The sequence below is a fragment of the Mycolicibacterium grossiae genome (assembly GCF_008329645.1).
In the GTDB taxonomy this organism is placed as follows: domain Bacteria; phylum Actinomycetota; class Actinomycetes; order Mycobacteriales; family Mycobacteriaceae; genus Mycobacterium; species Mycobacterium grossiae.
The window spans coordinates 2661679-2686751 of the sequence record NZ_CP043474.1 but is presented as its reverse complement, the minus strand read 5'-3'; the positions used below and the strand labels follow the sequence as shown (position 1 = coordinate 2686751).

The following is a 25073-nucleotide window of genomic DNA, read 5'->3' as shown; positions in this document are numbered from 1 at the left end:
GTCATGCGGCCGGGTGCCAATTGTCTGGACAAGATAGTCGTGTGCACCGTATGGAGAGCATGATTCTCCTTCTGCGAGCAGCGCGTCAAGGGGCTTCTCCGTTTTGGAGAACGTTATTGTCTGGACTAGCCAGTGTTGCTATCGTCCGAGCGATGACGACCACCGGAGCCCCGACGTCGGCGAGCCAGAGTCGCTACCCGGTGGCCACCGATCCCGACGTCGCGCCCGGCTGGGTTCTCGACCGTCGCACCGCTCCCAGCAGGCTGTTCGGCGCGAACGGCCTGCGCACCGGTCCCGACGGGCGCCTCTACGTCGCGCAGGTCACGGGCAGTCAGATCAGCGCCCTCGACGTCGACACCGGCACCCTGGAGACGATCAGCGCGAAGGGCGGCGACATCGTCGCCCCGGACGACGTGGCGTTCGACAGCCGCGGCAACATGGTCGCCACCGAGGTGATGGACGGGCGGGTGAGCCTGCGCGACACCGCCGGGGTGACCCGCGTCCTGCGCGACGACGTGCCGTCGGCCAACGGCGTCACGTTTCACCGCGACCGGCTGTTCATCGGCGAGTGCCGCGACGGCGGGCGGTTGCTGGAATTCGACCTCGCCGGCGGACCGCCACGCGTCCTGCTCACCGACGTGCCGTCACCCAACGCCATGGAGGTCGGCCCCGACGGCCTGCTGTACTTCCCGGTGATGAGCACCAACGCCATCTGGCGCATCGACCCGTTCGCCACCGGGCCGGCCGAACCCACCGTCGTCGCCGCCGATCTCGGCGTCCCGGACTCGGTGAAGTTCGACGCCGAGGGGTTCATCGTCTCCACCCAGGTGGCCAGCGGGCAGGTGCTGCGCATCGATCCCCGCACCGGCGACCGCACCGTGCTCGCGCAGCTCAGCCCGGGCCTTGACAACTGCGCGCTGCTCGACGGCCGGTTGTTCGTCTCGAACTTCACTGGCGAGATCACCGAAGTGCTCGCCGGCGGCGCCACCCGCACCACGCTGCCCGGTGCGCTGAACTGGCCGCTCGACCTGACGGTCGGCCACGACGGCCGGGTGTACGTCGCCGACGGCACCTACTTCTACGCGCTCACCCCCGAAGGCGGCCTGGAGACGGTCGGCATGCTGTTCTTCCCCGGCTACCCCGGATTCCTGCGCGGGCTGACGCCGTCCGGGCCGGGCGAGTTCGTGGTGACCACCTCGGGCGGTCAGATCGGCCGCTACCAGCCCGGGCCCAGCGAGACGCACTATCTGGCAGACGGTTTCGACCAGCTGTACGGCGTCGCGCTCGCCGGCTCGGACGTCGTCGCCGTCGAGCAGGGTACCGGACGCGTGGTGTCGGTCGACGCCTCCGGCGGCGTCGGCGTGCTGGCCACGGGTCTGGCCGAGCCGGTCGACGTCACCGTGAGCGCGGACGGCGAGGTGCTGGTGTCCGACCTCGGCCGCGTCGTCCGCATCGCGGGGTCCGGCGTCGAGACCGTGGTCGACGGCCTGGTGCGGCCGCAGGGCATCGTCACGGTCGGGTCCACCTTGTACGTCGTCGACGCCGGCCAGAAGGCGTTGCTGGCCGTCGATCTCGCCTCCGGCGCGCGCAGCACGATCGCCGCCGGGCTGCCGGTCGGGCCACCCCCGGGCGTCGTGCCCAAGCCGCTGCGCGGCATGCCGCCGTTCTCCGGCCCGCAGGGACCGTTCGCCGGCATCGCGGCCGCCGCGGACGGCACGCTGTACGTGTCGGCCGACGGTGACGGCAGCGTCGTGAGCCTTCGCCGGGACGGCCCGGGCCGGTGAGCACCGAGGTCGGCACCCCCGCGGATCACCGCTACCTGCAGGTGGCGCGGACGCTGCGCAAGGAGATCGTCGACGGCGTGTACCCGGTGGGCGCGCAGCTGCCCACCGAGCACGAGCTGTGCGACCGGTTCGGCGTCAGCCGCTACACCGTCCGGGAGGCGCTGCGGCGGCTGCGCGACGACAACCTGGTGTCCTCCCGCCCGCGGGCGGGCACGATGGTGGTCGCCCGCGATGCGTCGAATTCCTATGCGCAGGAGGTCATGTCGATCGACGACTTGCTCGCCTTCGCAGCCGGGGCGCGCTTCGCCATCGAGTCGAATGCGATGGTCACGGTCGACGACCGACTCGCCGCCCACACCGGGCTGCCCGCCGGAACGCAGTGGCTGGCGGTGTGCGGCATCCGGCGCAGCGACGACGCCGAGGTGCCGGTATGCCGCACCGAGTACTACCTCAACCGCTCGTTCGCCGCGGTGGGCCGGCTGCTGCAGCGTCACACCGGGCCGATCTTCCCGCTCATCGAGGACCTGTTCGGCGTGAGCATCGTCGCGGTGCACCAGGAGATCGCCGCGCTCGTCGCCACCGACGCGCTGGCCGAGACGCTCATGGTCGAGCCGGGCACCGCGGCGCTCGAGATGCGGCGCACGTACACCACGTCCGACGGCGAGATTGCCCAGGTCACGGTCAACACGCATCCGGCGTCGCGGTTCCGGTACGCGATGACGATGCGCCGGGTGAAGGGCGAGGCGGGAGCGTGACCGCGACCCGCAGGACCATCGACGGCTGGTCGATCCGGTGGGACCAGCGCCGCGCCGACGCGGCGTACGCCGCCGGCCTCTGGACCTCGGGCACCCTCGCCGACGCGCTGCGCGACGCCGCGCGCGACACCCCCGACCGGGTGCTCGTCGTCGACGGCGACGTGCAGTTGACCTGCCGGGACCTGCTGCGCCGAGCCGGCGATCTCGCCGCCGCGCTCGCCGAACGCGTGCCGCCGGGCGGGGTCGTGTCGTTCATGCTGCCCAACTGGCACGAGGCCGCGGTGGTCTATCTCGGCGCCACCCTGGCCCGGATGGTCGTCAATCCCATCCTGCCGTCGCTGCGCGACCACGAGCTGCGCACGATCGTCGACGACGCGAACGTGCGCATGCTGTTCGTGCCGAACACCTTTCGCGGCTACGACTACGTCGCGCTCGCCGATCGGCTCGTCGCGGCGCGGCCCGACGGTCCCGAGGTCGTCGTGGTGCGCGGCGACGCCGGGCAGCACACGCCGTTCCCGGCGCTGCTGCGCGATGCCCCCGCCCCGCCCGCGGCGCCCGCCGACCCCGACGGCGTCCGCATGGTGATGTACACCTCAGGGACCACCGGACGGCCGAAGGGCGTGCTGCACAGCCACAATTCGATCCATGCGCTGCTGCGCCAGATCGGCGAGCACTGGCTGGTGGTGCCCGGCGACCGTTTCCTGGTGCCGTCGCCGATCGCGCACATCGGCGGCTCGATCTACGCCTTCGAGGCGCCGCTGCTGCTCGGTACGACGGCCGTCCTGATGGAGCAGTGGGACGCCGACGCCGCCGTCGCGCTGCTGCAGCGGGAGCGCTGCACCCACATGGCCGGGGCGACGCCGTTCCTGGAACGACTCGTCGCGGCCGCCGGCCGCGCCGGGACCTCGCTGCCGGACCTGAAGGTGTTCATCTGCGGGGGCGCGTCGGTGCCGCCGTCGCTGATCCGCCGGGCCACGGCTGCCTTCGCGCACGCCCGGGTGTCGCGGGTGTACGGCTCGACGGAGGTGCCCGTCACCACCGTCGGCGCCCTGCACCATCCCCAGGCCGCCGCGGACACCGACGGCTTTCCGGGCATCGCCGACGTGTGGTTGGTGACCCGCGACCCCGGCGGCATGGGCGGACAGACCGGGGAGATCCGGGCGAAGGGCGCGCAGATGCTCGTCGGATACGCCGACGTCGCCGACGAGGCGGACGCGTTCGACTGCGACGGCTACTTCCGGACCGGGGACATTGGCCGGTGGCAGGACGATGCGCTCGTGGTGACCGGCCGCGCCAAGGACGTCATCATCCGCAACGGCGAGAACATCTCGCCCAAGGAGGTCGAGGACATCCTCGTCGGTCACCCGGGCATCGCGGAGGTCGCGGTGGTCGGCATCCCCGATCCCCGCACCGGAGAACGGGCGTGTGCGGTGATCGTGCCACGCAGTGGGCAGGCGCCCGCCGTCACCGACCTGGCGGAACTGCTGACCTCGAGCGGGGTGGCGAAGTTCAAGGTGCCCGAGCAGGTGGCGCTGTGGGATGCGTTGCCCAAGAACGACGCCGGCAAGGTGCTGAAGCATCGGATCCGATCGGCGCTCGCCGGTCTCGACTAATCACGTCAGCGAGGAAAGCGGAGTATGCAGGTAGCGATCGTGACGGGTGCCAGCAGTGGCATCGGCTTCGGTACCGCGGTCAAGCTGGCCGAGGCGGGCATGGCGGTGCTGGGCACCGGCCGCGACGAGGACCGCCTTCAGCAGTGGGCCGCGGCGGCGCGCGAGGCCGGTGCGGACGCCGACCGCATCGCGACGGTGGCGGTCGACCTGACCGCCGACGACGGTCCCGCTCGGGTGGTGGCGGCCGCGCTGGAACGTTGGCAGCGCATCGACTTCCTGGTGAACAACGCCGGGGTGGGAAGCCCCAAGCCCCTGCACGAGACCGACGACGACGCGCTGGACTACTTCCTCGGCCTCATGCTGCGGGCGCCGTTCCGCTTGGCCCGCGACGTGATCCCGCACCTGAGCGAGGGGTCCGGCATCGTCAACGTCACGTCGACGTTCGCGGTCGTCGGCGGCTTGCGCGGCGGGGCGTACTCGGCGGCCAAGGGCGGGCTGTCGTCGCTCACGTCGCACATCGCCTGCCAGTACGGCCCGCTGGGCATCCGCTGCAACAACGTCGCTCCGGGCGTCACCGTCACCCCCATGGTAGAGACCCGGTTGACCGACGAGCGCTTCCGCAAGATCAACACCGAGATGACGCCCTACCCGCGACTCGGGCGCGTCGAGGACGTCGCGAGCACCATCGCGTTCCTGTGCTCACCGGGGGCGGCGTTCATCAATGGACAGACCATCGTGGTCGACGGCGGCTGGAGTTCCACCAAGTACCTGTCGGACTTCGCGCTGTCCGCCGAATGGGTTGCGCGGTGAACCTCTTCGGCGTCCTCGAGCAGACCGCGGCCCGCCTCGGCGATCGTGGCGCGGTGTACCTCGGCACGCGTCGTGTGCACACGTGGTCCGAGTTGCGTTGTCGTGCACTGTCGCTCGCGGCGTCGCTCCGAGCCGAGCACCCGGTCGGCACGCGTATCGCGATCGCCAGCGAGAACCGGCCCGAGATCGTCGAGCTGATGTTCGCGGCCTGGGCCACCGAATGCGTGGTGGTGCCCATCAACTACAAGCTGCACGCCCGGGAGATGGCACAGATCCTCGACGACGCCGATGCCGCGGTGGTGTTCGCGTCGCCGGTGATCGCGGAGCGGCTCACGTCGGAGACGGCGGTGCCCGTCGAGGTGCTCGATTCCGCCGGCTACCGGGCGCGCACCGCCGCGGCGCCCCTCGACCCCCCGCGCACCACCGATCCCGCGGCGCTGGCGTGGCTGTTCTACACCAGCGGGACCACCGGCCGGTCCAAGGGCGCCATGCTGTCGCACCGCAACCTGATGGCGATGACGGTGGCGCACCTGGCGGACTTCGACGATCCGGACGAACACTGCACCCTGGTGCACGGCGCCCCGATGTCGCACGGGTCCGGGTTGTACATCGCGCCGTACGTCCTGCGTGGCGCCCGGCAGGTGATCCCGGAGTCGGCGGCGTTCGACCCCGACGAGTTCCTGGACCTGTGCGAGCAGCACCCGGGCACGGCATGCTTCCTGGCGCCGACGATGGTGGCGCGCCTGGTCCGCACCGGGCGGGCATGTCCGGCGAACCTCCGCACCGTCGTCTACGGCGGCGGACCGATGTACGTCGATGGAATGCGCAAGGCGCTGGCCGCATTCGGTCCGGTCTTCGTCCAGCTGTACGGGCAGGGCGAGGCGCCGATGACGATCACCGGGCTGCGGCGCGCCGACCACGAGGACGTCGACGACACCGTGCTGGGTTCGGTCGGCTACGCCCGCTCCGGTGTCGACGTGGCGGTCGTCGGCGACGACGGGCAGCCCCTGCCGGTCGGCGAGATCGGCGAGATCGTCTGTCGCGGCGACGTCGTCATGTCGGGCTACTGGCGCAACCCGGAGGCCACCGCGGCGACGCTGCGGGACGGTTGGCTTCGGACCGGTGACATGGGGTCATTCGACGCGAACGGCTATCTCACGCTGCGCGATCGGTCGAAGGACGTGGTGATCAGCGGCGGCAGCAACGTCTATCCCCGCGAGGTCGAGGAGGTGCTCATCACGCATCCCGGCGTCGAGGAGGCCTGCGTGGTGGGTGAACCCGACGAGGAATGGGGCGAGGTGGTCGTCGCGTTCGTCGTCGGCGACGTCGATCCCGCCGCGCTCGACGAGCACCTGCTCTCGCGCATCGCCCGGTTCAAGCGGCCCAAGCGCTACGAGTTCGTCGACGAGCTGCCGAAGAACAGCTACGGCAAGGTGCTCAAGCGGGCGTTGCGGGATCGGCTCGCCCATCGGTGAGAATGCCCTGATGGGTATCGAAGGCGGCGTGGACGTCGCAGGCAGTGTGGTGGTCGTGACGGGCGCCGGGTCGGGGATCGGCCGGGCACTGGCAGAGCGGTTCGCCGCGGCGGGTGCGTCGGTGGTCGCCGGCGACCTGCGCGAGGCCGAGGCCACGGCGGACGCGATCACCACGTCCGGGGGCGCCGCCGTCGGTGTCACCGCCGACGCCGCGACGGGCGCCGGAATCGACCAACTGCTCGCCGCGGCGGGTGACGCGTTCGGACCGGTCGACGTCTACGTCGCCAATGCCGGGATCATCGGAGCTTCGGGCATCGGGGACGACGACGACTGGGACCGCATCCTCGACGTCAACCTCCGGGCCCACGTCCGCGCCGCGCAGCGGCTGGTGCCGCACTGGGTGTCGCGGGGACGCGGCCACTTCGTCGGGGTGGCGTCGGCGGCAGGGTTGCTGACCCAGATCGGCGCCGCCGGGTACTCGGTGACCAAGCACGCCGCGGTCGGCTTCGCCGAGTGGCTGTCGATCACGTACGGCGAGCAGGGCGTCGGCGTCTCCTGCGTGTGCCCAATGGGGGTCGACACTCCCCTGCTGACCGACATCACGGACTCGGTCGACCCCGCCGCCCGGATGGCGGCCGCAGCGGTCCGCAACGCCGGCGCCGTGGTCGGGCCGGCCGACGTCGCCGACCTCGTGGTCGAGGCGGTGCGCACCGGGACGTTCCTGGTGCTGCCCCATCCAGAGGTGCTCGACATGTACCGGCGCAAGGGTGCGGACTACGAGCGCTGGCTCGCCGGCATGCGGCGGTATCAGGCGACGCTCGGCGAATAGCCCTGTCCCGCACGGTGATTGTCGCTCGACTTCTCAGGGTGCTCTCATGATCGGTGTCGCCAAACCCTTAAGGTGCGAACGTATGTTCGATGCATGGGGATGGGGGACGTCACCGACGCGCTCACGGCGTTGCGCACCGCGCACGCCGCGCTGGCCGCGTGCGACCCATCCGAGCTGACCGCGACCGAAGTGCTCACCGTCCTCGACGACCTCGAGGACCTGACCCGCCGGCTGCCCGCCCAGCAGCACCGCCTGCTGACCGCCCTGCAATCCCACGGCGCCCCGGCCGACCTGGGCGCGAAGTCCTGGCGCGACGTGCTGGCCACCCGGCTGCGGATCAGCCGCCCCGAGGCCGGCCGACGCCTACGCGACGCCGCCCTGCTCGGCCCGCGACGCACCCTCACCGGCGACCCCCTCGAACCCGTCCTAGCCCGCACCGCCGCCGCCCAAGCCGACGGTGTGCTCAACCCCGAGCACGTCGAGGTCATCCGCAAGACCATGACCCGCCTACCCGCCGCCGTCGACGCCCCCACCCGCACCGCCGCCGAAACCGACCTGGTCCGCATCGCCGCCGGCATCGCCCCCGACGAACTCGACCACGTCGCCGCCCGCCTACTCGCTCTGCTCGACCCCGACGGCGCCGCCCCCGACGACACCGACCGCCACCGCCAACGCCGCCTGTCCTACCGCCAACGCCCCGACGGCATGGTCGACCTCACCGCCTGCCTCACCCCCACCGCCTGGGCCACCCTGGAAGCCGTCTTCGCCCGCTGGGCCGCCCCAGGCATGTGCCACCCCGATCACCCCGACCCCCAAACCAGCGGCACCCCCAGCCACGCCCACCTCGACACCGACACCCGCACCGTCTCCCAACGCCGCCACGACGCCCTGCACGCCATCGGCCGCGCCGTCCTGACCAGCGGACGACTCGGACAGCACAACGGGCTACCCGCCACCATCATCGTGCGCACCACCCTGCAAGACCTGCGCCACGCCGCCGGGATCGCCGTCACCGCCGGCGGATCCACCCTGCCCACCGCCGACGTCCTGCGCCTGGCCAGCCACGCCCACCACTACCTCGCAGTCTTCGACCACACCACCGGCGCCGCACTCAACCTGTTCCGCAGCCGCCGCACCGCCTCACCCGCCCAACGACTGATGCTCATCGCCCGCGACGGCGGCTGCACCAAACCCGGCTGCACCGCCCCCGCCTACGACTGCCAAGCCCACCACGCCACCGCCGACTGGTTCCACGGCGGCAACACCAACGTCGACGACCTCGCCCTGGCCTGCGGCCCCGACAACCGCATGGTCGCACCCCACCGCTGGACCACCACCATGATCAACGGCCAACCCCACTGGACCCCACCCCCAGCACTCGACACCGGCCAAACCCGCACCAACACCTACCACCACCCCGAACACCTCCTCCGCCCCCCAGACGAGGACCCGGCAACGCTGTTCGACACCGCCGACGGCGCCGCACCGCCGCCGCCCGCGCGGGACGAAGCCGACACCGACGGCACCGCACCGCCGCCCACGCCGGACGCAGCCGACGACCCACCGGGCGGACCCGAACCACCCGATGCCGCCCTCGCCTGGCTGGCCTGACCCCGAATACCGGGTAGCAGGTAGTGACTGCTGGCGTCAGCCGCAATGACGCCGACGGGTCCTGCGACGAGAGTCGGCGGTGTGTCGCACAGCCCACGCGACCCCGTCCTCACCTGGCGGGGCACTCCCATCACGCGCCGCTCACTGCTGGCGGGCCTCGGCGCGGTCGGCGCCTTCCTTGCCGTCGACTTCGGAGCCGTCGCCTACGCCAACGACTGGATCGCCGCGGGCGCCTCGAAGACCCGGCGGACCTTCATCGACGCCTTCCACGCCGTGTACGGCAGTCATCCGGGCTTCCGCAGGAATCACGCCAAGGGCGTCGCCGTCACCGGCTACTTCGACGGCAACGGCAACGGAGCGGAACTCTCCAGGGCCGCCGTCTTCGAGGCGGGCCGTACCCCCGTCACGGGGCGGTTCTCGCTGGCCGGCGGCAACCCCTTCGGCGCCGACGACCCGGCGACGGCCCGCGGGTTGGCCCTCGCCTTCGGCTTCCCCGGTCCTCGGCAGTGGCGCACCGCCATGCTGAATCTGGCGGTCTTCCCCGACAACTCGCCCCAAGGCTTCTACGACCGACTGGTGGCCGGCAAGCTGGTGCAGGGCACTGGCAAGCCCGACCCGGACGCCATGAAGCGCTTCCTTGCGGCGCATCCGGAGACGGTCGCCGCCACCGCCGTCAACAAGAAGCACCCGCCCACGGCCGGCTTCGCCGACAGCACCTACTCGAGCCTCAACACGTTCTTCTTCGTCGACGACCGCGGCACGCGCACTCCGGTGCGGTGGTCGCTGACGCCACTGCAGTCCGCGGGGACCGCGACCGGTGACGACGGACTCTTCGACGCACTCGTCCGTCAACTCGGCGCCGGCCCCCTGCGGTGGCGGATGCTGCTCACCGTCGGCGAGCCGGGCGACCCGGTGAACGACGCGACCCTGCCCTGGCCTCCCGGGCGGCGCGCCGTCGACGCCGGCACCCTGACGCTGACGGCCGCGGAGACCGAGGCGCCGGGCAACGCACGCGACGTGAACTTCGACCCGCTCGTGCTACCCGACGGCATCGAACCGTCCGACGATCCGCTGCTCAGCGCGCGCTCCGCGGTCTACGCGGCGTCCTACCGGGCACGCACGGGCGAGCCGAAGTCCCCGTCCGCGGTGCAAGTCGCGCAGGTAGCCCGGTGACCGCGCCGGCTCGCCATCCGGTGCGGACGCGGATCCTGCACTGGCTGACCGCGATACTCGTCTTCGCCGCCCTGTTGATCGGCTTCGCGATGGTGAACGCGCTGGGGTCGTATGCGGCGCTGGTGGGCGTGCACATGACTCTGGGGGTGCTGATCCTCGCGATCGTGGTCGCGCGCATCGCCAACCGGTTCACGCACCGCGTGCCCCCGCTCCCCGACACCGTGGGCCCTCTCGAACGCCGGATGGTGTGGGGGTCGGAGATCACGCTGTACGGGCTCCTGCTCGCCCAGCCGCTGGTCGGGTGGGCCATGGTGTCGGCGGCCGGCAGGCCGGTCACGGTGTTCGGCGGCTGGCCACTGCCGCGCATCGCACCGTTCGACGCCGACGTGTACTTCGTGCTGCGGCAGACGCATTCGGTGTTGGCCTACCTGCTGGTGCTCGTCATCGCCGCGCACGTCAGCGCGGTCCTGCTGCACACGCTGACGTTGCGCGACCGGATGCTCCGACGAATGGTGTGACCCCGACGGCGGGTCGTCTACCCCAACGGTGCGATGTCCTCGGGACGCTCCGGCGTGCCCCGCGAGAGTCGGCCGCGACGCACCTTGCGCCGCTCGACGAGGTGCCACGCCAGGCCGGCCACCACCAGGAGGACCGCGAGGCCCACCGCGGTCAGCGCCGCGCCGCGGTCACCCGTGGCGAAACCCGTCAAAGCACCGGCGAAGGCGAACAGGGCCAACGCGAGCATGACGTAACCGGGCCACCGCAGCGAATCCTTGATCGCCTCGCCGGCGACCGGTGACTGGGTGGGCAGAACGCGTGGTGTCATCTTCTTCTCGGTCATGGTGATTGGACGGTCCCGGCGGGCAATTGCGGTCTCCCAGCGCATGTGATGGTCCGCACGCACACGCCAATGTGACGCCTTCCTGAACAACTCGTTCACTTGCGACTCCAGGGGCGCATCCCGGGTAGTCGCGCTCCATGTCAGACCGGATCGTCGTCACCGGCGCGTCGAGCGGAATCGGCCGAGAGGTCGCGCTGCACTTCGCCACGCTGGGCAACCGCCTCGTCCTCGCCGCACGCGGCGAGGATGCCTTGCACACCGTCGCCGAGGAATGTCGCCGGGCCGGCGCCACGGACGTGCTGGTGCACCGGACCGACATCACGTCCACCCAGGACGTCGAGGCGCTCGTCGAAGCATCGTGCACCCGGTTCGGCGGTGTCGACACGGTGGTGCAGAACGCCGCGGTCGCGGCGTTCGGGCCGTTCCTCGACATCCCCGCCGACGTCTTCGACCGCATCGTCGAGACCAACGTCGTCGGTGCGGCCAACGTGGCCCGCGAGGCCATGCGACAGTTCCGCCGTCAGGGACACGGCCGGCTGATCGTCATCGGGTCCCTCCTCGGTCACGCCGCCGTGCCCTACATGAGCCCGTACGTCGTCAGCAAGTTCGCCGTGGCGGGACTGGTCCGGACGTTGCGGCAAGAAGCTCGCCGGCTTCCCGGCGTCACGGTCCACGGCATCTACCCGGGTGCCGTGGACACCCCGGTGTACGACCGCAGCGCCAACTACTTCCCGGCGCCGCCCGCCGAGCGTTCCCGCGGTGGTCGGGGACTGCTGGCGCGTGTCAGCGCCGCACGGTCGGAGTCACGCCACCCGTTCGTCATCCCCGCCGAGGTGTCCGCCGCGCGGGTGGCCCGGGCCGTGGTGCGGGCGTCGCGTCGGCGCCGCTCGAGTGAGCGGCAGATCGGATGGCCGAACCGGCCGATGCTCTCCACCTACCGGATCGCGCCCCGCTTCTTCGACCTCGTCGCCGATCCCCTCGTCCGGATGGGCAGCTTCGCGCGGTCGGGCGGATCGGCGAACGCCGGGACCGTCTTCGAGCCGGCCCAGCGCTAGCCTCCGCGAGGGATCCCGCCGCTACCCGCGGCTTCGCTGTGTCTGCATCACCGGGTTTTCGTACCATCCGTCGTGTCAGCATGGCGAACAGTGACTTCTCAGCCGCGAGTCCGCCTAGGTGGTCTTCACCTCGTGTTTCATCCGTTCACTACACCCGCTCACGCACTGGCAGAAAATCTACGCATGTGACCATTCAGTCATAGACGAGCAAATCCGCGGCATAGCTGTCATGCTCGGTCCATGTCGAAGAGCGCTGCCGCGAAGATGGGCCGCCCACCGTCGGACGAGTCGGCAATCACCCGGCGGCGGATCGTGGACGCGGCGCGCGTAGAGATCGTCGACCGCGGCTACGCGGGCGCCACGTTCGACCTCATCGGCACCCGCGCCGGGCTCACTCGCGGCTCCGTGCACTACCACTTTCCGAACAAGCAAGCGCTGTTCCTCGACGTGGTCGAGCAGGCCGAGGCCGATGTCCTCGCGGCCGTGAGCGCGCTCGCCGAGACGCCCGGGGACACGCTGCTGGCCGAACTCTCCGACTGCGTGCTCGCGATCACCGCGATCGACGACGACCACTCCACGGCTGCCCTCGTCGTGTCCCTCATCTCGAACTCACGCCGTCCCACCCACCGCAGGCACCGGGCCGTCCTCGACCGCATCATCGATGCGATGAACGGTCACGTCGCCGCCTTGCTGGCGCGTGCCATCGAGCGGGGCGAGATGCCCGCCGACGTCGATGCCGGCGCCTGGACGTCGGCGTGCACCGCGATGGTGTGGGGCATGTGCGCCTACTGCGGCCTCTTCGGCGACGTCCTGTTCGACGACGCGGCCGATCACCACCTCGTCGCCGACCGTCTCGGACGATTGCTCACGGGCCCGGCCGTCGCGGGCCGCGCGAGCTGAGGAGTCCCGCAGTAGCGTGCCAGTGATGCACGCACCGCGACCGAGGGACGCCGCAGGATGAGCCGGGACGAGCATGCTCCGCGCGCGGTCGCGCAGGCGGATCTCGACGACCTCCGCCAGCGGCTCGAGGCGTACCGGCGCGTCGCCCTGCCGACGGGTTTCGGCTGGGAACGCGGAGTGGACGGCGACTATCTCGCCGACCTGCTCGACCATTGGGCGACCGCTTACGACTGGCGCCGGCACGAGGACCGCATCCGGGCGCTGCCGTGGACGCTCACCGGCGCGGACACCGACACACCGGTCCGGGCCGTCCACCAGCGCGCCGACCGGGCCGGCGGCGCCGCCGTGCTCCTATTGCACGGATGGCCGGACTCCATCCTGCGATTCGAACGAGTGCTCCCCCTGCTGTCGGACGTCGACGTCGTCGTCCCGGCGCTGCCCGGCTACCCGTTCGCTGCCGAGACGGCGCGCCGGGGACACTCCGCTGCGGCCGCGGCGGACGCCATCGCCGACGCGATGGCCGAACTCGGCTACGACCGTTACGTCGTCTCGGCGGGTGACGTCGGCTGCGACGTCGCCGAGGTGCTCGCCGACCGCCACGCCCGCCACGTCGCCGCTCTGCACCTCACCGACGTCTCGCAGTACCGCTACCTGGTGAACCCGCCGACCGACGTCACCGAATCCGAACGCGCGTACATGGCTCACGGCCATCGCTGGCAGGACGCCGAGGGCGGGTACATGCACCTGCAGAAGACCAAGCCGCACACCGTGGCCGTCGCCCTCGGCGACTCCCCGGCGGGGCTCGCCGCCTGGATCCTCGAGAAGCTGCGCTCCTGGACCGACTGCGGCGGCGACGTCGAGAGCGCCTTCACCCGGGATGAGTTGCTGACGTGGATCACCGCCTACTGGGTCAGCGGAGCGATCGGCACGTCCTTCACGCCCTACGTCGAGAGCGGCGCGAAACCCGACCGCGGCGTCCAGATCCCGACGGCTTTCACGATCTTCCCCAAGGACCTCGTCAACGCGCCGCGCGAATTCGCCGAGCGGTTCTTCGACGTCCGGTCGTGGGTCGAACATTCTCGCGGCGGGCACTTCGCGGCCTGGGAATGTCCTGCCGAGTACGCAGACGGCGTGCGGACCGCGATCGGCCTGACGTCCGATCGGCCTGCGCCGTGATTCGCGCGCTGGGCCGCCAAGGGGATGAGCGCGTCTAACCCGACGCGATCAGGACCGGGCAACGGTGCAGCCGCACGAATTGCGGTGATGGAAAGCCGTCGGCACGTGGATGCGCTGCAGCGGATCGTCGTGACCGGCGATGCGGCGCAACAGCAGCGCGGCAGCGGTGGCGCCGATCGTCGTCACGTCCTGCGCGGCCGCGGTGAGCTTGGGTTCGAAGGAGTCCGCCCATTCGAAGTCGTCGTAGCACGCGAAGGCCACGTCACCGGGTATCGAGAGACCCAACCCCGTGACGGCCTTGAGCGCGCCGATCGTCATGGCGTTGTTCATCGACACCAGCGCGGTCAGGCGGTCGTCCCGCGCCAGCAGCGCACGCACCTCGCGCTCGGCCACGTCGGTGTTCGACTCACCGTCGACGATCAGCGCCCGGTCCACGGCCAGACCGCGGTCGGCCAGCGCCGCCACGTAGCCGTCGAAACGCTCACGGGTGGACGAGATTCCGGCGATCCCCCGCACGACGGCGATGCGGCGGTGCCCCAGGTCGAGCAGATGCCCGGTCAGCATGCGCGCCGAGGCGACGTTCTCCGGGCCGACCTGGTCGCAATCGAGGTCCGCGCTCCGGTCGATCAGCACCAGCGGCGTGCGCGAGCGTGCGATCGCCGGCAGGTTGACGGCCTCGGAGCCGGGGGCAGGCGCCACGATCATCCCGTCGACCTGTCGATCGAGCAGCGAATCGGTGACGCGCCGCTCCGATTCCACCTCGTCGTGCGAATCCCCCACGATGAGCACGTATCCGGCGTCGGACAGCGCACGCTCCACGGCGTGCACCAGGTTTCCGAAGTACGGGTTGGTCAGCGCCGAGATCGACAGCCCCACGGTGTGGGTGCGACCACCGGCGAGCGCCCGCGCGGCGACGTTGCGTCGGTAGCCGGTCTCGACGATGGCCGCCTCGACGCGTTGGCGCGTCGCCGCGTCCACCTTCCGGGTGCCGTTGAGGACGTGGGAGACCGTGGAGGCGGAGACGCCGGCGAGGCGGGCGACGTCACCCATCGTGGTCATGGCAGGCGCACGATGCGGTCGGCGCGTGCCGCGGTCGATTCGATGAGCTGTGCATTGCGCTCGTCGGACCCGAGCGCCCAGAACTGCGCCTCCTCCGGCGTCTTGCCGTAGGCCTCGTGGCGGCGCACCAGACGCTCGTGCCGGACGTCGGTGTCGGGAGCCAGGAACCACACGTCGTCCACGCAGGCGCGCGCCGCAGGCCACGCGCCGGTATCGAGCAGGAGGTAGTTTCCCTCGGTGACGACCAGGGGCGTGCTCGACGGGACGGGGATGGACGAGCCGATGGGTTCTTCGATCTCGCGGCGGAACCGGGGCGCGTAGATCACGGCGTCGCCGGCGTCCTGCGCGCGCAGGGCGGCGAGCAGTCGCGCATAGCCGCCGTCGTCGAACGTGTCGTAAGCGCCCTTGCGGTCCCGGCGGCCCAGGGCCAGCAAGACCTCGTTCGCCAGGTGGAACCCGTCCATCGGGACCAGCACGGCGACGTCGGGCCCGAGCGCGGTCACCAATTGCTCGGCGACGGTGGACTTTCCGGCGCCCGGCGCGCCGGTGAGCCCGAGGATGCGACGCGCACCGGGGACGACGAGCGCCCCGGCCCACGTGACGAGGTCCGCCAGTGTGGCGTCCTGGACGTCCCGATCGATGCTCACCGTGCACGCCTTCGAGGATTGGGCAGTTCGTCGAGCCAGGCACGCGGACCGACTCGGGAACACCGTAGTGCCGCCACGCGCGCCGCGCGATCGATGCGGTCCGCTACGTCGCCGCCGGGCTCGGCGGCGTGGAAGCAGTACGCACCGTGGAACGCATCTCCGGCGCCGAGAGTGTCGACGGCGTCGACGGCCGGCACCGGCACGGTGCCGCACCGACCGCCCGACCACCATTCGACCGGGTCTCCGCCGTGGGTGATCACCACGGTCGCCACCCCGCCGTCGACGAGCGCCGTCGCGGTCGAGGCCGACGTCTCGGCGTTCGGTACGCGAAAGTCGTCGGAGCACACCACGTCGGTCGCGTGCGGCAGGACGTCGGCCAGCACCGGCTTCCATCGGCCCGCGTCCACGACGACGGGAACGGACCGCGCTTCAGTCGTACGGACGGCGGCACGGGCCAGCATCGGGTGGTGCCCGTCGACGAGCATGACGTCGGCGGCCGCGACGAGGTCGGCGAGGCCCGCCGGCGGCTCGGCATCGGAGTGCACGGCGTCCAGCGACACCACCGACCGCTCGCCCGTCGACTCGAGCACCGAGACCGCGGAAACCGGCACCGCCCGCTCCGCTCCCGCGGCCGCATCGACGACGTCGACGTGGTGGCGGGAGAGGTCGGCGCGGATCAGGTCTGCGACGTCCCCGTCGCCGAGGGCCGTCAGCAGGGTGGCGCGACCACCCAGCGCGGCGAAGGTGACCGCGGCGTTGGCCGCGGGCCCGCCGGCTGCCACGAATTGCGCCGTTGCGGTGACCTTCTCGTTCACCGCCGGCGCCTCGGTGATGCGGTGCACGACGTCGAGGGTCGCCAATCCGACGAACAGTCCGGCGGGGGCTCGCTCAGAGTCCGGCGCGTTCCTCATCGGTCGGCTCCTCCGCCCCGGTCATGAGTGCCACCACCTCGGACATCGTGCGGCGGCGGGGGTCGACCACCCCGGCACGCTGCCCGAGCCGGTGGATGTGGATGCGGTCGGCGACCTCGAAGACATGCGGCATGTCGTGGCTGATCAACACCACCGGGATGCCGCGTTCGCGGATGGACCGGATGAGGTCGATGACCTGTCCGGACTCGCGGACGCCGAGCGCGGCCGTGGGCTCGTCCATGATGATCACGCCGCGGCCGAATGCGGCCGCCCGCGCGACTGCCACGCCCTGCCGCTGCCCACCGGACAACGTCTCGACGGCCTGGTTGACGTTCTTGATGCCGATCTTCAGCTCCGCAAGGTGCCGGGCCGCCTCCGCGCGCATCCTGGGCATGTCCAGGAGACGGAACACGGTGCCGGCGAGTCCTTTACGCCGCAGCTCGCGCCCGAGGTAGAGGTTCGACGCGATGTCGAGCGCGGGCACGACGGCGAGGTCCTGGTACACCGTCTCGATTCCGGCGGCCCGGGCGTCGCGCGTGTTCTTGAACGACACGGCTTCGCCGTTGACGAGGATCTGTCCGGCGTCGGGGATGACGGCACCGGCCAGCGCCTTGATGAGGCTGGTCTTGCCGGCTCCGTTGTCGCCGATGACCGCGAGCACCTCGCCGGCGCGCAACTCGAAGTCGGCACCGTTGATCGCCGTCACGTTGCCGTACTTCTTGACCAGGCCGCGCGCTTCGAGGACGGGAGCGCCGGTCATCGGGACCTCCTGCGGGTGAACTGGTCCACCGCCACCGCGACGATGACGAGGACGCCGGTGGCGATGTTCTGGTAGAGGTTGTCGACCCCGGCCTGGGTCAGTCCGTTGCGGAGGACGCCGACGATCAGCGTGCCGACGAGGGTTCCGCCGACGCCGCCGCGGCCGCCGAACAGGCTGGTGCCGCCGATGACGACCGCGGTGATGGTCTCGAGGTTGGCGTTCTGGTAGGCGTTCGGATCCGCGTTGGGGATGCGTCCGAGGGCGGCCCACGCCGCGATGGCGGCGATCACGCCGGTGGTGACGTACACCGACAGCAGCACCCGGCCGGACTTGATGCCCGACAGGTCCGACGCCTGCGGGTTGCCGCCGACGGCGTAGACGTGTCGCCCCCAGGACGTCTGGGACAGGGCGAACCACATGACGACGTAGACGAGCAGCATCACGACGACGCCGAAGGTGGTGGAGAACGAGCCGATGCGGAAGGACGTGCCCAGCAGGGTGAGGGGTCCCGGTTCCACGCGGTAGGTCTCGGAGCCGGCCAATAGGCGGGTGGCCGCCTGGATGGCGGTGAACGTCCCGAGCGTCACGATGAACGGCGGCAGGCGCAGGCCGGTGACGAGGCCGCCGTTGACGGCTCCGAGGACCACGCACACCAGCAGCGTCGACCCGAGCGCCACGACCGGCCCGGTCGCTCCCGCCGTCTGCGCCAACACGATCGTGCCGAGCACGGCCACCGCACCGATCGAGAGATCGATGCCGGAGGTGAGGATGATCAGCGTCTGCCCCACGGCGAGGATGCCGATGACGACCGATTGCTGCAGGATCAGCGACACGTTCTGCGGCTCGAGGAAGGAATCCGAGACCGCACCGAAGACGATGATCGCGATGACGAGGGCGACCAGCGGGCCGAGCAGCGGTTCACGGAGCAGATTGCCCACGGTGAACCGGCTCGACACCGGCGGAGTCGCCGTCTCGGGGGCGCCAGTGGTCATGTCGTGGCTCAGCCCCAGCAGTTCTGTTCGCCCCAGGCGGTGTCCTTGGACTCGACGCCCGGCATCGGCTTGTCGGTGACGAGCTGCGAACCGGTGTCGTTGAATCCGCTCGGCTTCGTGCCGTCCTTGGCGAACGTCACGACCGCCTGGACGCCCAGTTCCGCCATCTCGGCGGGGAATTGCAGCACCGTCGCACCGATCTTGCCGGACTTGACGTCCGCGATCCCGGTGCAGCTGCCATCGATCGAACCGATGGTGATCTGCCCGGTGCGGTTCGCGGACTGGATCGCCTGGTAGGCACCGGCGGCCGCGGGCTCGTTGATCGTGTACAGCGCATTGATCCGCGGGGCGCGCTGCAGGATGTTCTCCATCGCGGTCTGCGCCTTGGTCTGATCGCCGTTGGTGTTCTCCTGTCCGACGATCTCCGGCGAGTCGTTGGTGATGCCGAAGCCCTCGAGGAAGCCGTCGTGACGGAAGGTGTCGACCGTGCCGCCGGGCGTCCCGTCGAGCATCACGACCTGCGGTGCGGCGTTGCCGATGGCGGCCCGCACCCACTTGCCCTGGCTGACGCCCGCAGCCTTGTTGTCGGTGGCGAACGTCGCGTCCACGGCGTCCTCGGGATCGGTGGCGGTGTCGAGGGCGATGACGACGACGCCGGCATCGCGCGCCTTCTTGATCGCGTCGAGCACACCCGTCGAGGAGTTCGGCGTGATGAGGATGCCCTTGACGCCTTGGCCGACCATGTTTTCGATCGCCGAGACCTGCCCTTCGTTGTCGCCGTCGAATGCGCCTGCGAGCGCGACGAGTTGCGCTCCGTCCTTGTCGGCTTGAGCCTGCGCCGCCTCGCGGAGCTTCACGAAGTAGGGATTCGAGTCGGTCTTGGTGATGAGTCCGACCTTGACGCTGTCCGACCCGGATCCGCCGCAGGCGGTCAGGCCGAGGACCAGCGATCCGGCGACCAGCGCCGCCCCCACTGCGCGGGTTCTCGACGCACGCTGCATGACCATGTGGACTCCCTCGTCCCGGTGCGACGCGGACCGCGTCGCGGCTCCGTCGGACGATAGGCTCTAGGCAAGCGCTTGCGCATGCGCTTTCGCGAAATTGGTCTCAAGCCGGCGCGGTCGCGATCAGGTCACAGGCGCCGAACGTCGAGGGCCGTCTCGACCGCCGCGCCGCCGCGCCGCTCGACGCGGTATGCGCCCGCGGTTGGGTGCTCGGCGACCGCCTCCACGAAGTCGGTGCCGCGGTAGAGCACCCCGGCTCCGTCGTCCGTCGCGTACGCGGTGGGCAGCACCCCGTCGCCGACGAGTCGGTGCAGCAGGGGACGGCGCCGGGCTTCCGAGTCGTAGTGCACCCCGTTGCCGTACGGCACGAAGCCGAGCCCGTCGGTGACGGGCCGGAGGTCGGGCCCGAAGGAGTCGGTGGTACCGCCGGCGTGCCAGCAGATCGACCCGGCGGAGATCCCGGTCAGCACGACTCCGGCCTGCCACGCCGCGCGGAGGGCGTCATCGAGTCCGTGCAGCCGCCACATCGCGAGCAGGCCCGCGACGCTGCCGCCGAACACCCAGACCACGTCCTGCTCGAGCAGGTGCGCGGCGACGTCCGCCACGTTGGGCATCGGGAAGAGCGACACGTGTGACGGAGCGAAGCCGCGTGTCCACGCCGCCTCGGCGAGGTAGTGCAGGACGGCCGAGTCGTCGCCCATCGCCGTGGCCAGCAGGCACATTCGCGGACGCCGCCCGGTGGCCCCGGACAGCTCGACCGCATGATCCGTCAATGCGGTGAAGGCGAGGCGGGTGCGGACACCGTCGCCGATTCCGCCGCTGGTGGCCAGGATCGTGGGCTCGTCGGCAGGCATGCCTGCGACGGTAGAGCGAGCGTGCGGGCGTGACAACGGGGTTCCGGGGAACGGCGGCCGACTCCTCGGCCTCCCACTCTCACCATAACGCCGGGGTGGGGGCTTGCGGCAAGACCCCGGGTGTGGCGCAGGATCGTCCGGCGCACCAGCAAGACGGGGAGGGTTTCGATGGCAGAGATGGCCGATACGCCGGAGCGGTTTCAGGTGCACGAGTCGGGGGCGTACTTCCACGGCACGAAGGCCGACCTACGGATCGGGGACTACCTCGAGCCGGGGCACGCATCCAACTACCGGCCCGGACACGTCGCGAACCACGTGTACATGACGAAGGTGTTGGACGGTGCGGTCCTCGCGGCCGAGATGGCGGTCGGTGAGGGCCGCTGCCGCGTCTACGTGGTCGAGCCCGGCGATGACCTCGAGGACGACCCCAACGTCACCGACAAGAAGTTCCCGGGCAACCCGACCCACAGCTACCGCAGCCGGCTTCCGGTGAAGATCGTCGGCGAGGTCACCGACTGGGTGGGGCACTCGCCGGAGTACCTCGCCGCGTTCCGCGCGGGATTGGACGCGATCCGGCGTACGGGCACCGCGGTCCTCTACGACTGACGACTCGGCGTCCACGGACTCAGCAGGTCGTCGGGCGTCGCGGTTTCAACGAAACGCGCGGCATTCGAGGCGAATTCGGCGTCCGCCGTCACGAACGCGTCCGCCTGCAGCCGGGTGAGGGCGATGTACTCGGCGCGGTAGGTATCCGGCCAGTCCAACTCGGCGGCGATCCGCCACGCGTGCTGCTGCAGTGATCGGTCCCCGAGGAGACGGATCCGCAGGCGGCGGATGCCGTCGAGGACCTCCCGTCCGGCGCGTTCGTCGATCCGACCGCGGCGCACCGCGTCGTACACCAGAGCCAGAGCCTGCGAACGCAGCAGGGTGGGAGCAGTCAGGCTGTGCTCGGGCGGGATGACGGCGCTCGTCGTGACGAGGTTGATCGCGAGCGGTGCATCGATGACGAACGTCGACATACCGAGACCATCGCACGGGACGAGGCGCGCGTCACACTCCGACGCGGCCGACATCATGCACAATCGGGGTCCCGGGCTTACCGAATCGACGCTCGACGCGGGATGATCCGGCCATGCGGCTTTCACGGGATACGGCTCTGCTCTGCGCAGTTGGCGCGACGTCGGCGATGTCGGCGGTCGCACTCGCCGCACCGGCGGCCGCCGAGGTCGAGGACTACCTGCCCAACCTACAACCGAAGTACGTCTACTTGAGTTCGCAGCAGTTGATGAACCTGGGGCACCGCGCATGCGCCATCGTGGGAAGCGGGCAGTCTGGCGCCGTCGCTGCCATCGCGCTCGAACGCGAGGCGGGACTCGAGGCGCCGGTGGCCTTCGACATCGTCAAGAACGCGGTCCTACACCTCGGCTGCTGAGCCCGGTGCAGCTCGTCAGTCGGTGACCAGCGTCCGCAACGTCGATGACGCGAAGCGTTCGCCGATGATGCGGTGCGTCGCCGCATCCGGATGCAGTTCATCCGGTAGCGGGTGGGTCTGCGCGTCGTCCGGCCCGTAGAGCGACAGTCCGTCGAGGTAGGAGATCCGTGGGTCGGCGACCCTACGCCGCGTCACGATCTCCGACAGCTGCTCGCGGATCCATACCAGGCTCAGACGCCCGAGGCCGCCGGGTGCGTCCACGTCGGCCGGGTTGCCCGTCGCCACGAAGCGGACGACGCCCCTGCCGAGGGCGTCCACGTCGAAGGCCCCCGGGCCCGGCGTCGTTTCGTGGATGGGGCAGTACAACGGGCCGACGACCACCAGCGGAACGTCCGGGTGCCCGTCGCGGATCGCATCGAGGAAGCCATGCACGGCGGGCCCGAAGGCACGCTGGCGGAACAGATCTGCGTTGACGAGGTTGATTCCCACCTTGACGGTGACGACGTCCGCGGGTTGATCCCGGATGGCGCGTGCGACGAACGGATCGAGGAGTGCGCTGCCGGAGAACCCCAGGTTGACGAGGTCGACGCCGGCGAGCGCGGCGGCGATGGCCGGCCACGTCGTGCTGGGACTCGCCGCATTGGAACCCTGACTGATGGAACTCCCGTAGTGGACCCACCGCTTCCGCGTGGTGACGGGAATGCTCGCCGGTGCGTCGGTGCGCAGGGCGACCACCTCGATGCGTTCGTAGTGCGGCAGCCACAGCTCGACGAGCTTCTCCCGTGGTGTCAGGCCGTCGAAGCGGATCGTGGCGACCGGTCCCGGTTCCACGCCGCGGCTCCCCGAGGACGGGTCGACGCGCACCACGTCTCCCCCGTGCGTCGCCGCCTGTGCGGTGAGCCTCCCGTCGACGACCAGGTCGACGGTGCCGGCCGACCGCTCCGGAACCCCCGTCAGCACGACGCGCGTGCGGTGCAGGTCCAGCTCGATCGCCGTGGCGGCCGTCCGGAGGACGACGCGCACCCCCGAGGGTTGCGTCTCGGCACCCAGCAGCTGCGGATCGTCGCACCGATCCCGGGCGTCCTGCGTCAAACGGTGCGGGAGCCAACCTATTTCGGTGCGCTCGAGATCGGCCATGCCTCGCAGCAAGCCGTCATCGACGCGATGCTCGATCAGTGGGCACCTCCAGCATCCGCTCGTTCGCCTCGTCGGCGCCGCGCCGCTTCGCCACGCGCACCGCCCAGTACACCACCAGCAGTCCGAGACCGAGCAGCGGATAACCCATGGCGATGCGTGCGACGGCCAGCCACCCGGTGGATCCCTCGTCGTAAAGCCAGTGCTGGACGATGAAGCGTGCGGCGAAGACGAGGGCGAACGCCAGCGTCGCCACGTCGAACGCATGCAGGACCACCCGGTCGCTCCGCCACGCCGGATGCGGACCCGCACCGCGCAACGCGTTCCAGATCACGCCGACGAGCGGTCGCCGGACCAGCAGGGACACCGCGAGCACGGTAGTCATGACGAGGCTGAACCAGATTCCGGGCAGGAAGTAATCTTGCGCCGATCCCGTGTAGAAGGCGATCAGGGCGGCGACGACGACGCCGAGCAGTCCGGAGACGGCCGGCTGGATCGGCTGTCCGCGCAGCAGTCGAAGCACGATGAGGCCGGCATTGGCCCCGACCGCCACGATGACGGCGGCATCGAGTCCGGCGACCGCGTTGACGACGACGTAGGCGAAGGTCGGGATGGCGGCGAGCACCAAACCCGATACACCGCCCACTTTCTCGAGCGGCGTTTCGCCCGCCCCGCGTTGCGCGCGCTGCTCAGCCGGGTGTTCGGCTCGAGGTTCAGATGTGGTCACGTCGTCATCGCACACTCGGACGTAGCGGCATGGTCAAATCGAGACGGTGCACCACAATGGTTTCGTGGCGTGGAGCACCCGGGAACTCGCCGATCTGGCAGGGACCAGCCTGCGTGCCGTACGGCACTATCATCAGGTTGGCCTCCTCGCGGAGCCGGAGCGACGTTCCAACGGTTACAAGCAGTACGGCGTCGAACACCTGGTACGGCTGGTGCGCATCAAGCGCCTGGTGGATCTCGGCTTCTCGCTTCCCCAGGTCGCCGCGATGGGCGAATCCGACGAGCACCCCGAGCAGGCACTGCGGGATCTCGACGCCGAACTCGGCGCAACGATCGAGCGTCTACGGCGGGTGCGGGAGGAGATTGGACTGCTGCTCGACCGCGCCGCGTCGACCGACCTGCCGCCCGACTTCGTCGCTCCCGACACCGTGGCTCGGCTGAGCGACGCCGACCGCAAGCTGGTCGTCGTGATGAGCCGCGTCCTGGGACCACGTGGCAGACGCGTCTACGCGGAGATGCTGCGCGACAGTCCCGAGGATCCGGCGTCCGCGGAACTCGACCGGCTGCCTCCCGACGCCGACGCGGCGACGCGTGCGCAATTGGCCGAGCGCCTCGCTCCTCACATCCTGGCCGTGCAACGGGCACATCCCGGGCTGAACGATTCCCGTGCGGATGCTCCGCGCGGTAAGCGGTTCGCGGACAGCGTGATCGGTGCTGCGTTGAGAGATCTGTACAACCCGGCGCAGCTCGACGTGCTGCGGCGGATCGGTGTCATCCTGCGCAGCCGGAACGCCGAGTCGGAGGACGGCGGCGCCGAGGACCGCACGCAACGGACGTAGTCAACGACGACCGCGAGGAACCGCTACGCGTCGACTGGCGTTGCGTCGACCGCTGTCCGCTTTCGGCCCCATCAAGGCTTCGAGGCCGGCGAGCGCCAGGTCGACGACGGTGTCCAGCCTCGCCTGCGAGACACCTCCCGCAGCGTCCACGGCGAGACCCTGCCCGACCGTGACGGCGTATCCCGCCAACGCCGCCGGGTCGATGCGCGCCGCGTCCTTGGTGCCCGCGAGGGCCTTCGCCACCGCGGCCTCGATGCCGTGCCGGTAGTCGGCGAGGAGTTGCGGTATGTGGGAGTTGCTCGGGGCGCAGGACAGACCGCCCTGGATGGAGAGGCACCCCGGCACGCTTCCCGCGCGCACGTGGGCCGCGGTGTCGCGCAGATAGGACTCGATGACCTCGTATGCCGTGGGGCGCACCAACAGTCCGCCGAGTCGTTCGTGATAGGTCGTGCCGTAGCGCTCCAACGCGCGGACGAAGAGTTCCTCCTTGCTGCCGAACACGGCGTACAGGCTCGGCCTGTTGATGCCCATGGCCTGCGTGAGTTCGGCGAGTGAGGCACCTTCGAAGCCGAGGCGCCAGAACACGTCGATGGCACCGTCGAGCGCTCGACCTTCGTCGAAGGCCCGCGGCCGGCCTCCCGCGTGATGCTGCCCTTCGCCCATCTCGTCGATGGTAGTCGGCCCTCGCCGTGC

At 70.6% G+C, this 25073-nt stretch carries 27 protein-coding genes; 15 read left to right on the top strand and 12 right to left on the bottom strand.

Annotated elements, in window-relative coordinates:
• Nucleotides 1-152 precede the first annotated feature (152 nt).
• From FZ046_RS12860 to FZ046_RS12820, 9 genes are all read left to right on the top strand, one after another.
• The gene (locus FZ046_RS12860) at nt 153-1784 is read left to right on the top strand and encodes an SMP-30/gluconolactonase/LRE family protein (protein WP_070354374.1); all 1632 of its coding nucleotides are present in this window, start codon (nt 153-155) and stop codon (nt 1782-1784) included.
• Nucleotides 1781-2539, top strand: a complete 759-nt coding sequence (locus tag FZ046_RS12855) for a GntR family transcriptional regulator (protein WP_070354375.1) — start codon at nt 1781-1783, stop codon at nt 2537-2539. Before FZ046_RS12860 ends, FZ046_RS12855 begins: the two co-directional genes overlap by 4 nt.
• A gap of 32 nt (nt 2540-2571) precedes the next feature.
• Nucleotides 2572-4152 (top strand): AMP-binding protein, encoded by a 1581-nt coding sequence (locus FZ046_RS12850; protein ID WP_070354389.1) that lies wholly within the window; start codon nt 2572-2574, stop codon nt 4150-4152.
• A 24-nt stretch (nt 4153-4176) separates the two neighbouring features.
• On the top strand, nt 4177-4962 hold the full coding sequence (locus tag FZ046_RS12845; protein WP_070354376.1) for an SDR family NAD(P)-dependent oxidoreductase: 786 nt from the start codon (nt 4177-4179) through the stop codon (nt 4960-4962).
• Nucleotides 4959-6437 carry an AMP-binding protein gene (locus FZ046_RS12840; protein WP_070354377.1) on the top strand — a complete coding sequence of 493 codons (1479 nt, stop codon included), beginning with the start codon at nt 4959-4961 and terminating at the stop codon, nt 6435-6437. Before FZ046_RS12845 ends, FZ046_RS12840 begins: the two co-directional genes overlap by 4 nt.
• A gap of 10 nt (nt 6438-6447) precedes the next feature.
• Complete coding sequence (locus tag FZ046_RS12835) at nt 6448-7266, top strand: SDR family oxidoreductase (RefSeq protein ID WP_407664464.1); 819 nt, start codon at nt 6448-6450, stop codon at nt 7264-7266.
• A 93-nt stretch (nt 7267-7359) separates the two neighbouring features.
• A complete protein-coding gene (locus FZ046_RS12830; RefSeq protein ID WP_149484254.1) occupies nt 7360-8877 on the top strand; it encodes an HNH endonuclease signature motif containing protein in 1518 nt (505 codons plus the stop codon).
• An 81-nt stretch (nt 8878-8958) separates the two neighbouring features.
• Nucleotides 8959-10050, top strand: coding sequence for a catalase family peroxidase (locus tag FZ046_RS12825; protein WP_246182984.1), 1092 nt, complete (start codon nt 8959-8961; stop codon nt 10048-10050).
• Nucleotides 10047-10568, top strand: coding sequence for a cytochrome b (locus FZ046_RS12820; protein ID WP_070352105.1), 522 nt, complete (start codon nt 10047-10049; stop codon nt 10566-10568). The genes FZ046_RS12825 and FZ046_RS12820 overlap by 4 nt, the downstream gene beginning before the upstream one ends.
• Nucleotides 10569-10585: 17 nt before the next feature.
• Here the strand turns inward: FZ046_RS12820 and FZ046_RS12815 are convergent, their stop codons facing one another.
• A complete protein-coding gene (locus tag FZ046_RS12815; RefSeq protein WP_070352104.1) occupies nt 10586-10891 on the bottom strand; it encodes a hypothetical protein in 306 nt (101 codons plus the stop codon).
• Between the two features lie 137 nt (nt 10892-11028).
• Here FZ046_RS12815 and FZ046_RS12810 point away from each other — a divergent pair, with 137 nt between their 5' ends.
• The 3 genes from FZ046_RS12810 to FZ046_RS12800 all read left to right on the top strand — a co-directional run bounded on the left by FZ046_RS12810 (nt 11029) and on the right by FZ046_RS12800 (nt 14022).
• Nucleotides 11029-11946: an SDR family NAD(P)-dependent oxidoreductase gene (locus tag FZ046_RS12810; protein WP_070352103.1), complete on the top strand. Its 918-nt coding sequence runs from the start codon at nt 11029-11031 to the stop codon at nt 11944-11946.
• 240 nt (nt 11947-12186) lie between these two features.
• The gene (locus FZ046_RS12805) at nt 12187-12846 is read left to right on the top strand and encodes a TetR/AcrR family transcriptional regulator (RefSeq protein ID WP_083298082.1); all 660 of its coding nucleotides are present in this window, start codon (nt 12187-12189) and stop codon (nt 12844-12846) included.
• A 57-nt stretch (nt 12847-12903) separates the two neighbouring features.
• A complete protein-coding gene (locus FZ046_RS12800) occupies nt 12904-14022 on the top strand; it encodes an epoxide hydrolase family protein (RefSeq protein WP_070352101.1) in 1119 nt (372 codons plus the stop codon).
• Nucleotides 14023-14070: 48 nt separating this feature from the next.
• Here FZ046_RS12800 and FZ046_RS12795 read toward each other — a convergent pair whose 3' ends face one another.
• The 7 genes from FZ046_RS12795 to FZ046_RS12765 form a co-directional block, all read right to left on the bottom strand.
• A complete protein-coding gene (locus FZ046_RS12795) occupies nt 14071-15081 on the bottom strand; it encodes a LacI family DNA-binding transcriptional regulator (RefSeq protein WP_070352100.1) in 1011 nt (336 codons plus the stop codon).
• Complete coding sequence (locus FZ046_RS12790) at nt 15078-15728, bottom strand: nucleoside/nucleotide kinase family protein (protein WP_083298081.1); 651 nt, start codon at nt 15726-15728, stop codon at nt 15078-15080. The genes FZ046_RS12795 and FZ046_RS12790 overlap by 4 nt, the downstream gene beginning before the upstream one ends.
• A complete protein-coding gene (locus FZ046_RS12785) occupies nt 15725-16639 on the bottom strand; it encodes a PfkB family carbohydrate kinase (protein WP_070352099.1) in 915 nt (304 codons plus the stop codon). The genes FZ046_RS12790 and FZ046_RS12785 overlap by 4 nt, the downstream gene beginning before the upstream one ends.
• A complete protein-coding gene (locus FZ046_RS12780) occupies nt 16617-17399 on the bottom strand; it encodes an ATP-binding cassette domain-containing protein (protein WP_070352098.1) in 783 nt (260 codons plus the stop codon). Before FZ046_RS12780 ends, FZ046_RS12785 begins: the two co-directional genes overlap by 23 nt.
• The gene (locus FZ046_RS12775) at nt 17396-18391 is read right to left on the bottom strand and encodes an ABC transporter permease (protein WP_070352097.1); all 996 of its coding nucleotides are present in this window, start codon (nt 18389-18391) and stop codon (nt 17396-17398) included. The genes FZ046_RS12780 and FZ046_RS12775 overlap by 4 nt, the downstream gene beginning before the upstream one ends.
• 8 nt (nt 18392-18399) lie before the next feature.
• Nucleotides 18400-19398: a substrate-binding domain-containing protein gene (locus tag FZ046_RS12770; RefSeq protein ID WP_070352096.1), complete on the bottom strand. Its 999-nt coding sequence runs from the start codon at nt 19396-19398 to the stop codon at nt 18400-18402.
• A 125-nt stretch (nt 19399-19523) separates the two neighbouring features.
• Nucleotides 19524-20249 carry a Type 1 glutamine amidotransferase-like domain-containing protein gene (locus FZ046_RS12765; RefSeq protein ID WP_070352095.1) on the bottom strand — a complete coding sequence of 242 codons (726 nt, stop codon included), beginning with the start codon at nt 20247-20249 and terminating at the stop codon, nt 19524-19526.
• 177 nt (nt 20250-20426) lie between these two features.
• On the opposite strand from FZ046_RS12765, the gene arr reads away from it, so the two are divergent.
• Nucleotides 20427-20855: an NAD(+)--rifampin ADP-ribosyltransferase gene (gene arr, locus FZ046_RS12760; protein ID WP_070352131.1), complete on the top strand. Its 429-nt coding sequence runs from the start codon at nt 20427-20429 to the stop codon at nt 20853-20855.
• Here arr and FZ046_RS12755 read toward each other — a convergent pair.
• Nucleotides 20846-21268 carry a type II toxin-antitoxin system VapC family toxin gene (locus FZ046_RS12755; protein ID WP_070352130.1) on the bottom strand — a complete coding sequence of 141 codons (423 nt, stop codon included), beginning with the start codon at nt 21266-21268 and terminating at the stop codon, nt 20846-20848. The genes arr and FZ046_RS12755 overlap by 10 nt on opposite strands.
• Nucleotides 21269-21381: 113 nt before the next feature.
• On the opposite strand from FZ046_RS12755, the gene FZ046_RS12750 reads away from it, so the two are divergent.
• Nucleotides 21382-21681 carry a DUF732 domain-containing protein gene (locus tag FZ046_RS12750; RefSeq protein WP_149484253.1) on the top strand — a complete coding sequence of 100 codons (300 nt, stop codon included), beginning with the start codon at nt 21382-21384 and terminating at the stop codon, nt 21679-21681.
• A gap of 15 nt (nt 21682-21696) precedes the next feature.
• On the opposite strand, the gene FZ046_RS12745 is transcribed toward FZ046_RS12750, so the two are convergent.
• Both FZ046_RS12745 and FZ046_RS12740 read right to left on the bottom strand, forming a co-directional pair.
• On the bottom strand, nt 21697-22818 hold the full coding sequence (locus FZ046_RS12745) for an SGNH/GDSL hydrolase family protein (RefSeq protein ID WP_070352093.1): 1122 nt from the start codon (nt 22816-22818) through the stop codon (nt 21697-21699).
• 16 nt (nt 22819-22834) lie between these two features.
• Nucleotides 22835-23542: a DUF3159 domain-containing protein gene (locus tag FZ046_RS12740; RefSeq protein WP_070352129.1), complete on the bottom strand. Its 708-nt coding sequence runs from the start codon at nt 23540-23542 to the stop codon at nt 22835-22837.
• Between the two features lie 64 nt (nt 23543-23606).
• Here FZ046_RS12740 and FZ046_RS12735 point away from each other — a divergent pair, with 64 nt between their 5' ends.
• A complete protein-coding gene (locus FZ046_RS12735; RefSeq protein WP_070352128.1) occupies nt 23607-24380 on the top strand; it encodes a MerR family transcriptional regulator in 774 nt (257 codons plus the stop codon).
• On the opposite strand, the gene FZ046_RS12730 is transcribed toward FZ046_RS12735, so the two are convergent.
• Nucleotides 24381-25043 (bottom strand): TetR/AcrR family transcriptional regulator, encoded by a 663-nt coding sequence (locus FZ046_RS12730; RefSeq protein ID WP_070352092.1) that lies wholly within the window; start codon nt 25041-25043, stop codon nt 24381-24383.
• Nucleotides 25044-25073 lie beyond the last annotated feature (30 nt).

Excerpts from the sequence above, each read along its gene's own strand:
- FZ046_RS12750 (WP_149484253.1), top strand. The coding sequence starts at position 21,382 with ATGCGGCTTTCACGGGATACGGCTCTGCTCTGCGCAGTTGGCGCGACG.
- FZ046_RS12770 (WP_070352096.1), bottom strand. The coding sequence starts at position 19,398 with ATGGTCATGCAGCGTGCGTCGAGAACCCGCGCAGTGGGGGCGGCGCTG.
- FZ046_RS12860 (WP_070354374.1), top strand. The coding sequence starts at position 153 with ATGACGACCACCGGAGCCCCGACGTCGGCGAGCCAGAGTCGCTACCCG.
- FZ046_RS12745 (WP_070352093.1), bottom strand. The coding sequence starts at position 22,818 with ATGGCCGATCTCGAGCGCACCGAAATAGGTTGGCTCCCGCACCGTTTG.
- FZ046_RS12785 (WP_070352099.1), bottom strand. The coding sequence starts at position 16,639 with ATGAGGAACGCGCCGGACTCTGAGCGAGCCCCCGCCGGACTGTTCGTC.
- FZ046_RS12780 (WP_070352098.1), bottom strand. The coding sequence starts at position 17,399 with ATGACCGGCGCTCCCGTCCTCGAAGCGCGCGGCCTGGTCAAGAAGTAC.
- FZ046_RS12810 (WP_070352103.1), top strand. The coding sequence starts at position 11,029 with ATGTCAGACCGGATCGTCGTCACCGGCGCGTCGAGCGGAATCGGCCGA.
- FZ046_RS12815 (WP_070352104.1), bottom strand. The coding sequence starts at position 10,891 with ATGACCGAGAAGAAGATGACACCACGCGTTCTGCCCACCCAGTCACCG.
- FZ046_RS12805 (WP_083298082.1), top strand. The coding sequence starts at position 12,187 with ATGTCGAAGAGCGCTGCCGCGAAGATGGGCCGCCCACCGTCGGACGAG.
- FZ046_RS12845 (WP_070354376.1), top strand. The coding sequence starts at position 4,177 with ATGCAGGTAGCGATCGTGACGGGTGCCAGCAGTGGCATCGGCTTCGGT.
- FZ046_RS12800 (WP_070352101.1), top strand. The coding sequence starts at position 12,904 with ATGAGCCGGGACGAGCATGCTCCGCGCGCGGTCGCGCAGGCGGATCTC.
- FZ046_RS12730 (WP_070352092.1), bottom strand. The coding sequence starts at position 25,043 with ATGGGCGAAGGGCAGCATCACGCGGGAGGCCGGCCGCGGGCCTTCGAC.
- arr (WP_070352131.1), top strand. The coding sequence starts at position 20,427 with ATGGCCGATACGCCGGAGCGGTTTCAGGTGCACGAGTCGGGGGCGTAC.
- FZ046_RS12765 (WP_070352095.1), bottom strand. The coding sequence starts at position 20,249 with ATGCCTGCCGACGAGCCCACGATCCTGGCCACCAGCGGCGGAATCGGC.
- FZ046_RS12835 (WP_407664464.1), top strand. The coding sequence starts at position 6,448 with ATGGGTATCGAAGGCGGCGTGGACGTCGCAGGCAGTGTGGTGGTCGTG.
- FZ046_RS12795 (WP_070352100.1), bottom strand. The coding sequence starts at position 15,081 with ATGACCACGATGGGTGACGTCGCCCGCCTCGCCGGCGTCTCCGCCTCC.
- FZ046_RS12755 (WP_070352130.1), bottom strand. The coding sequence starts at position 21,268 with ATGTCGACGTTCGTCATCGATGCACCGCTCGCGATCAACCTCGTCACG.
- FZ046_RS12830 (WP_149484254.1), top strand. The coding sequence starts at position 7,360 with ATGGGGATGGGGGACGTCACCGACGCGCTCACGGCGTTGCGCACCGCG.
- FZ046_RS12775 (WP_070352097.1), bottom strand. The coding sequence starts at position 18,391 with ATGACCACTGGCGCCCCCGAGACGGCGACTCCGCCGGTGTCGAGCCGG.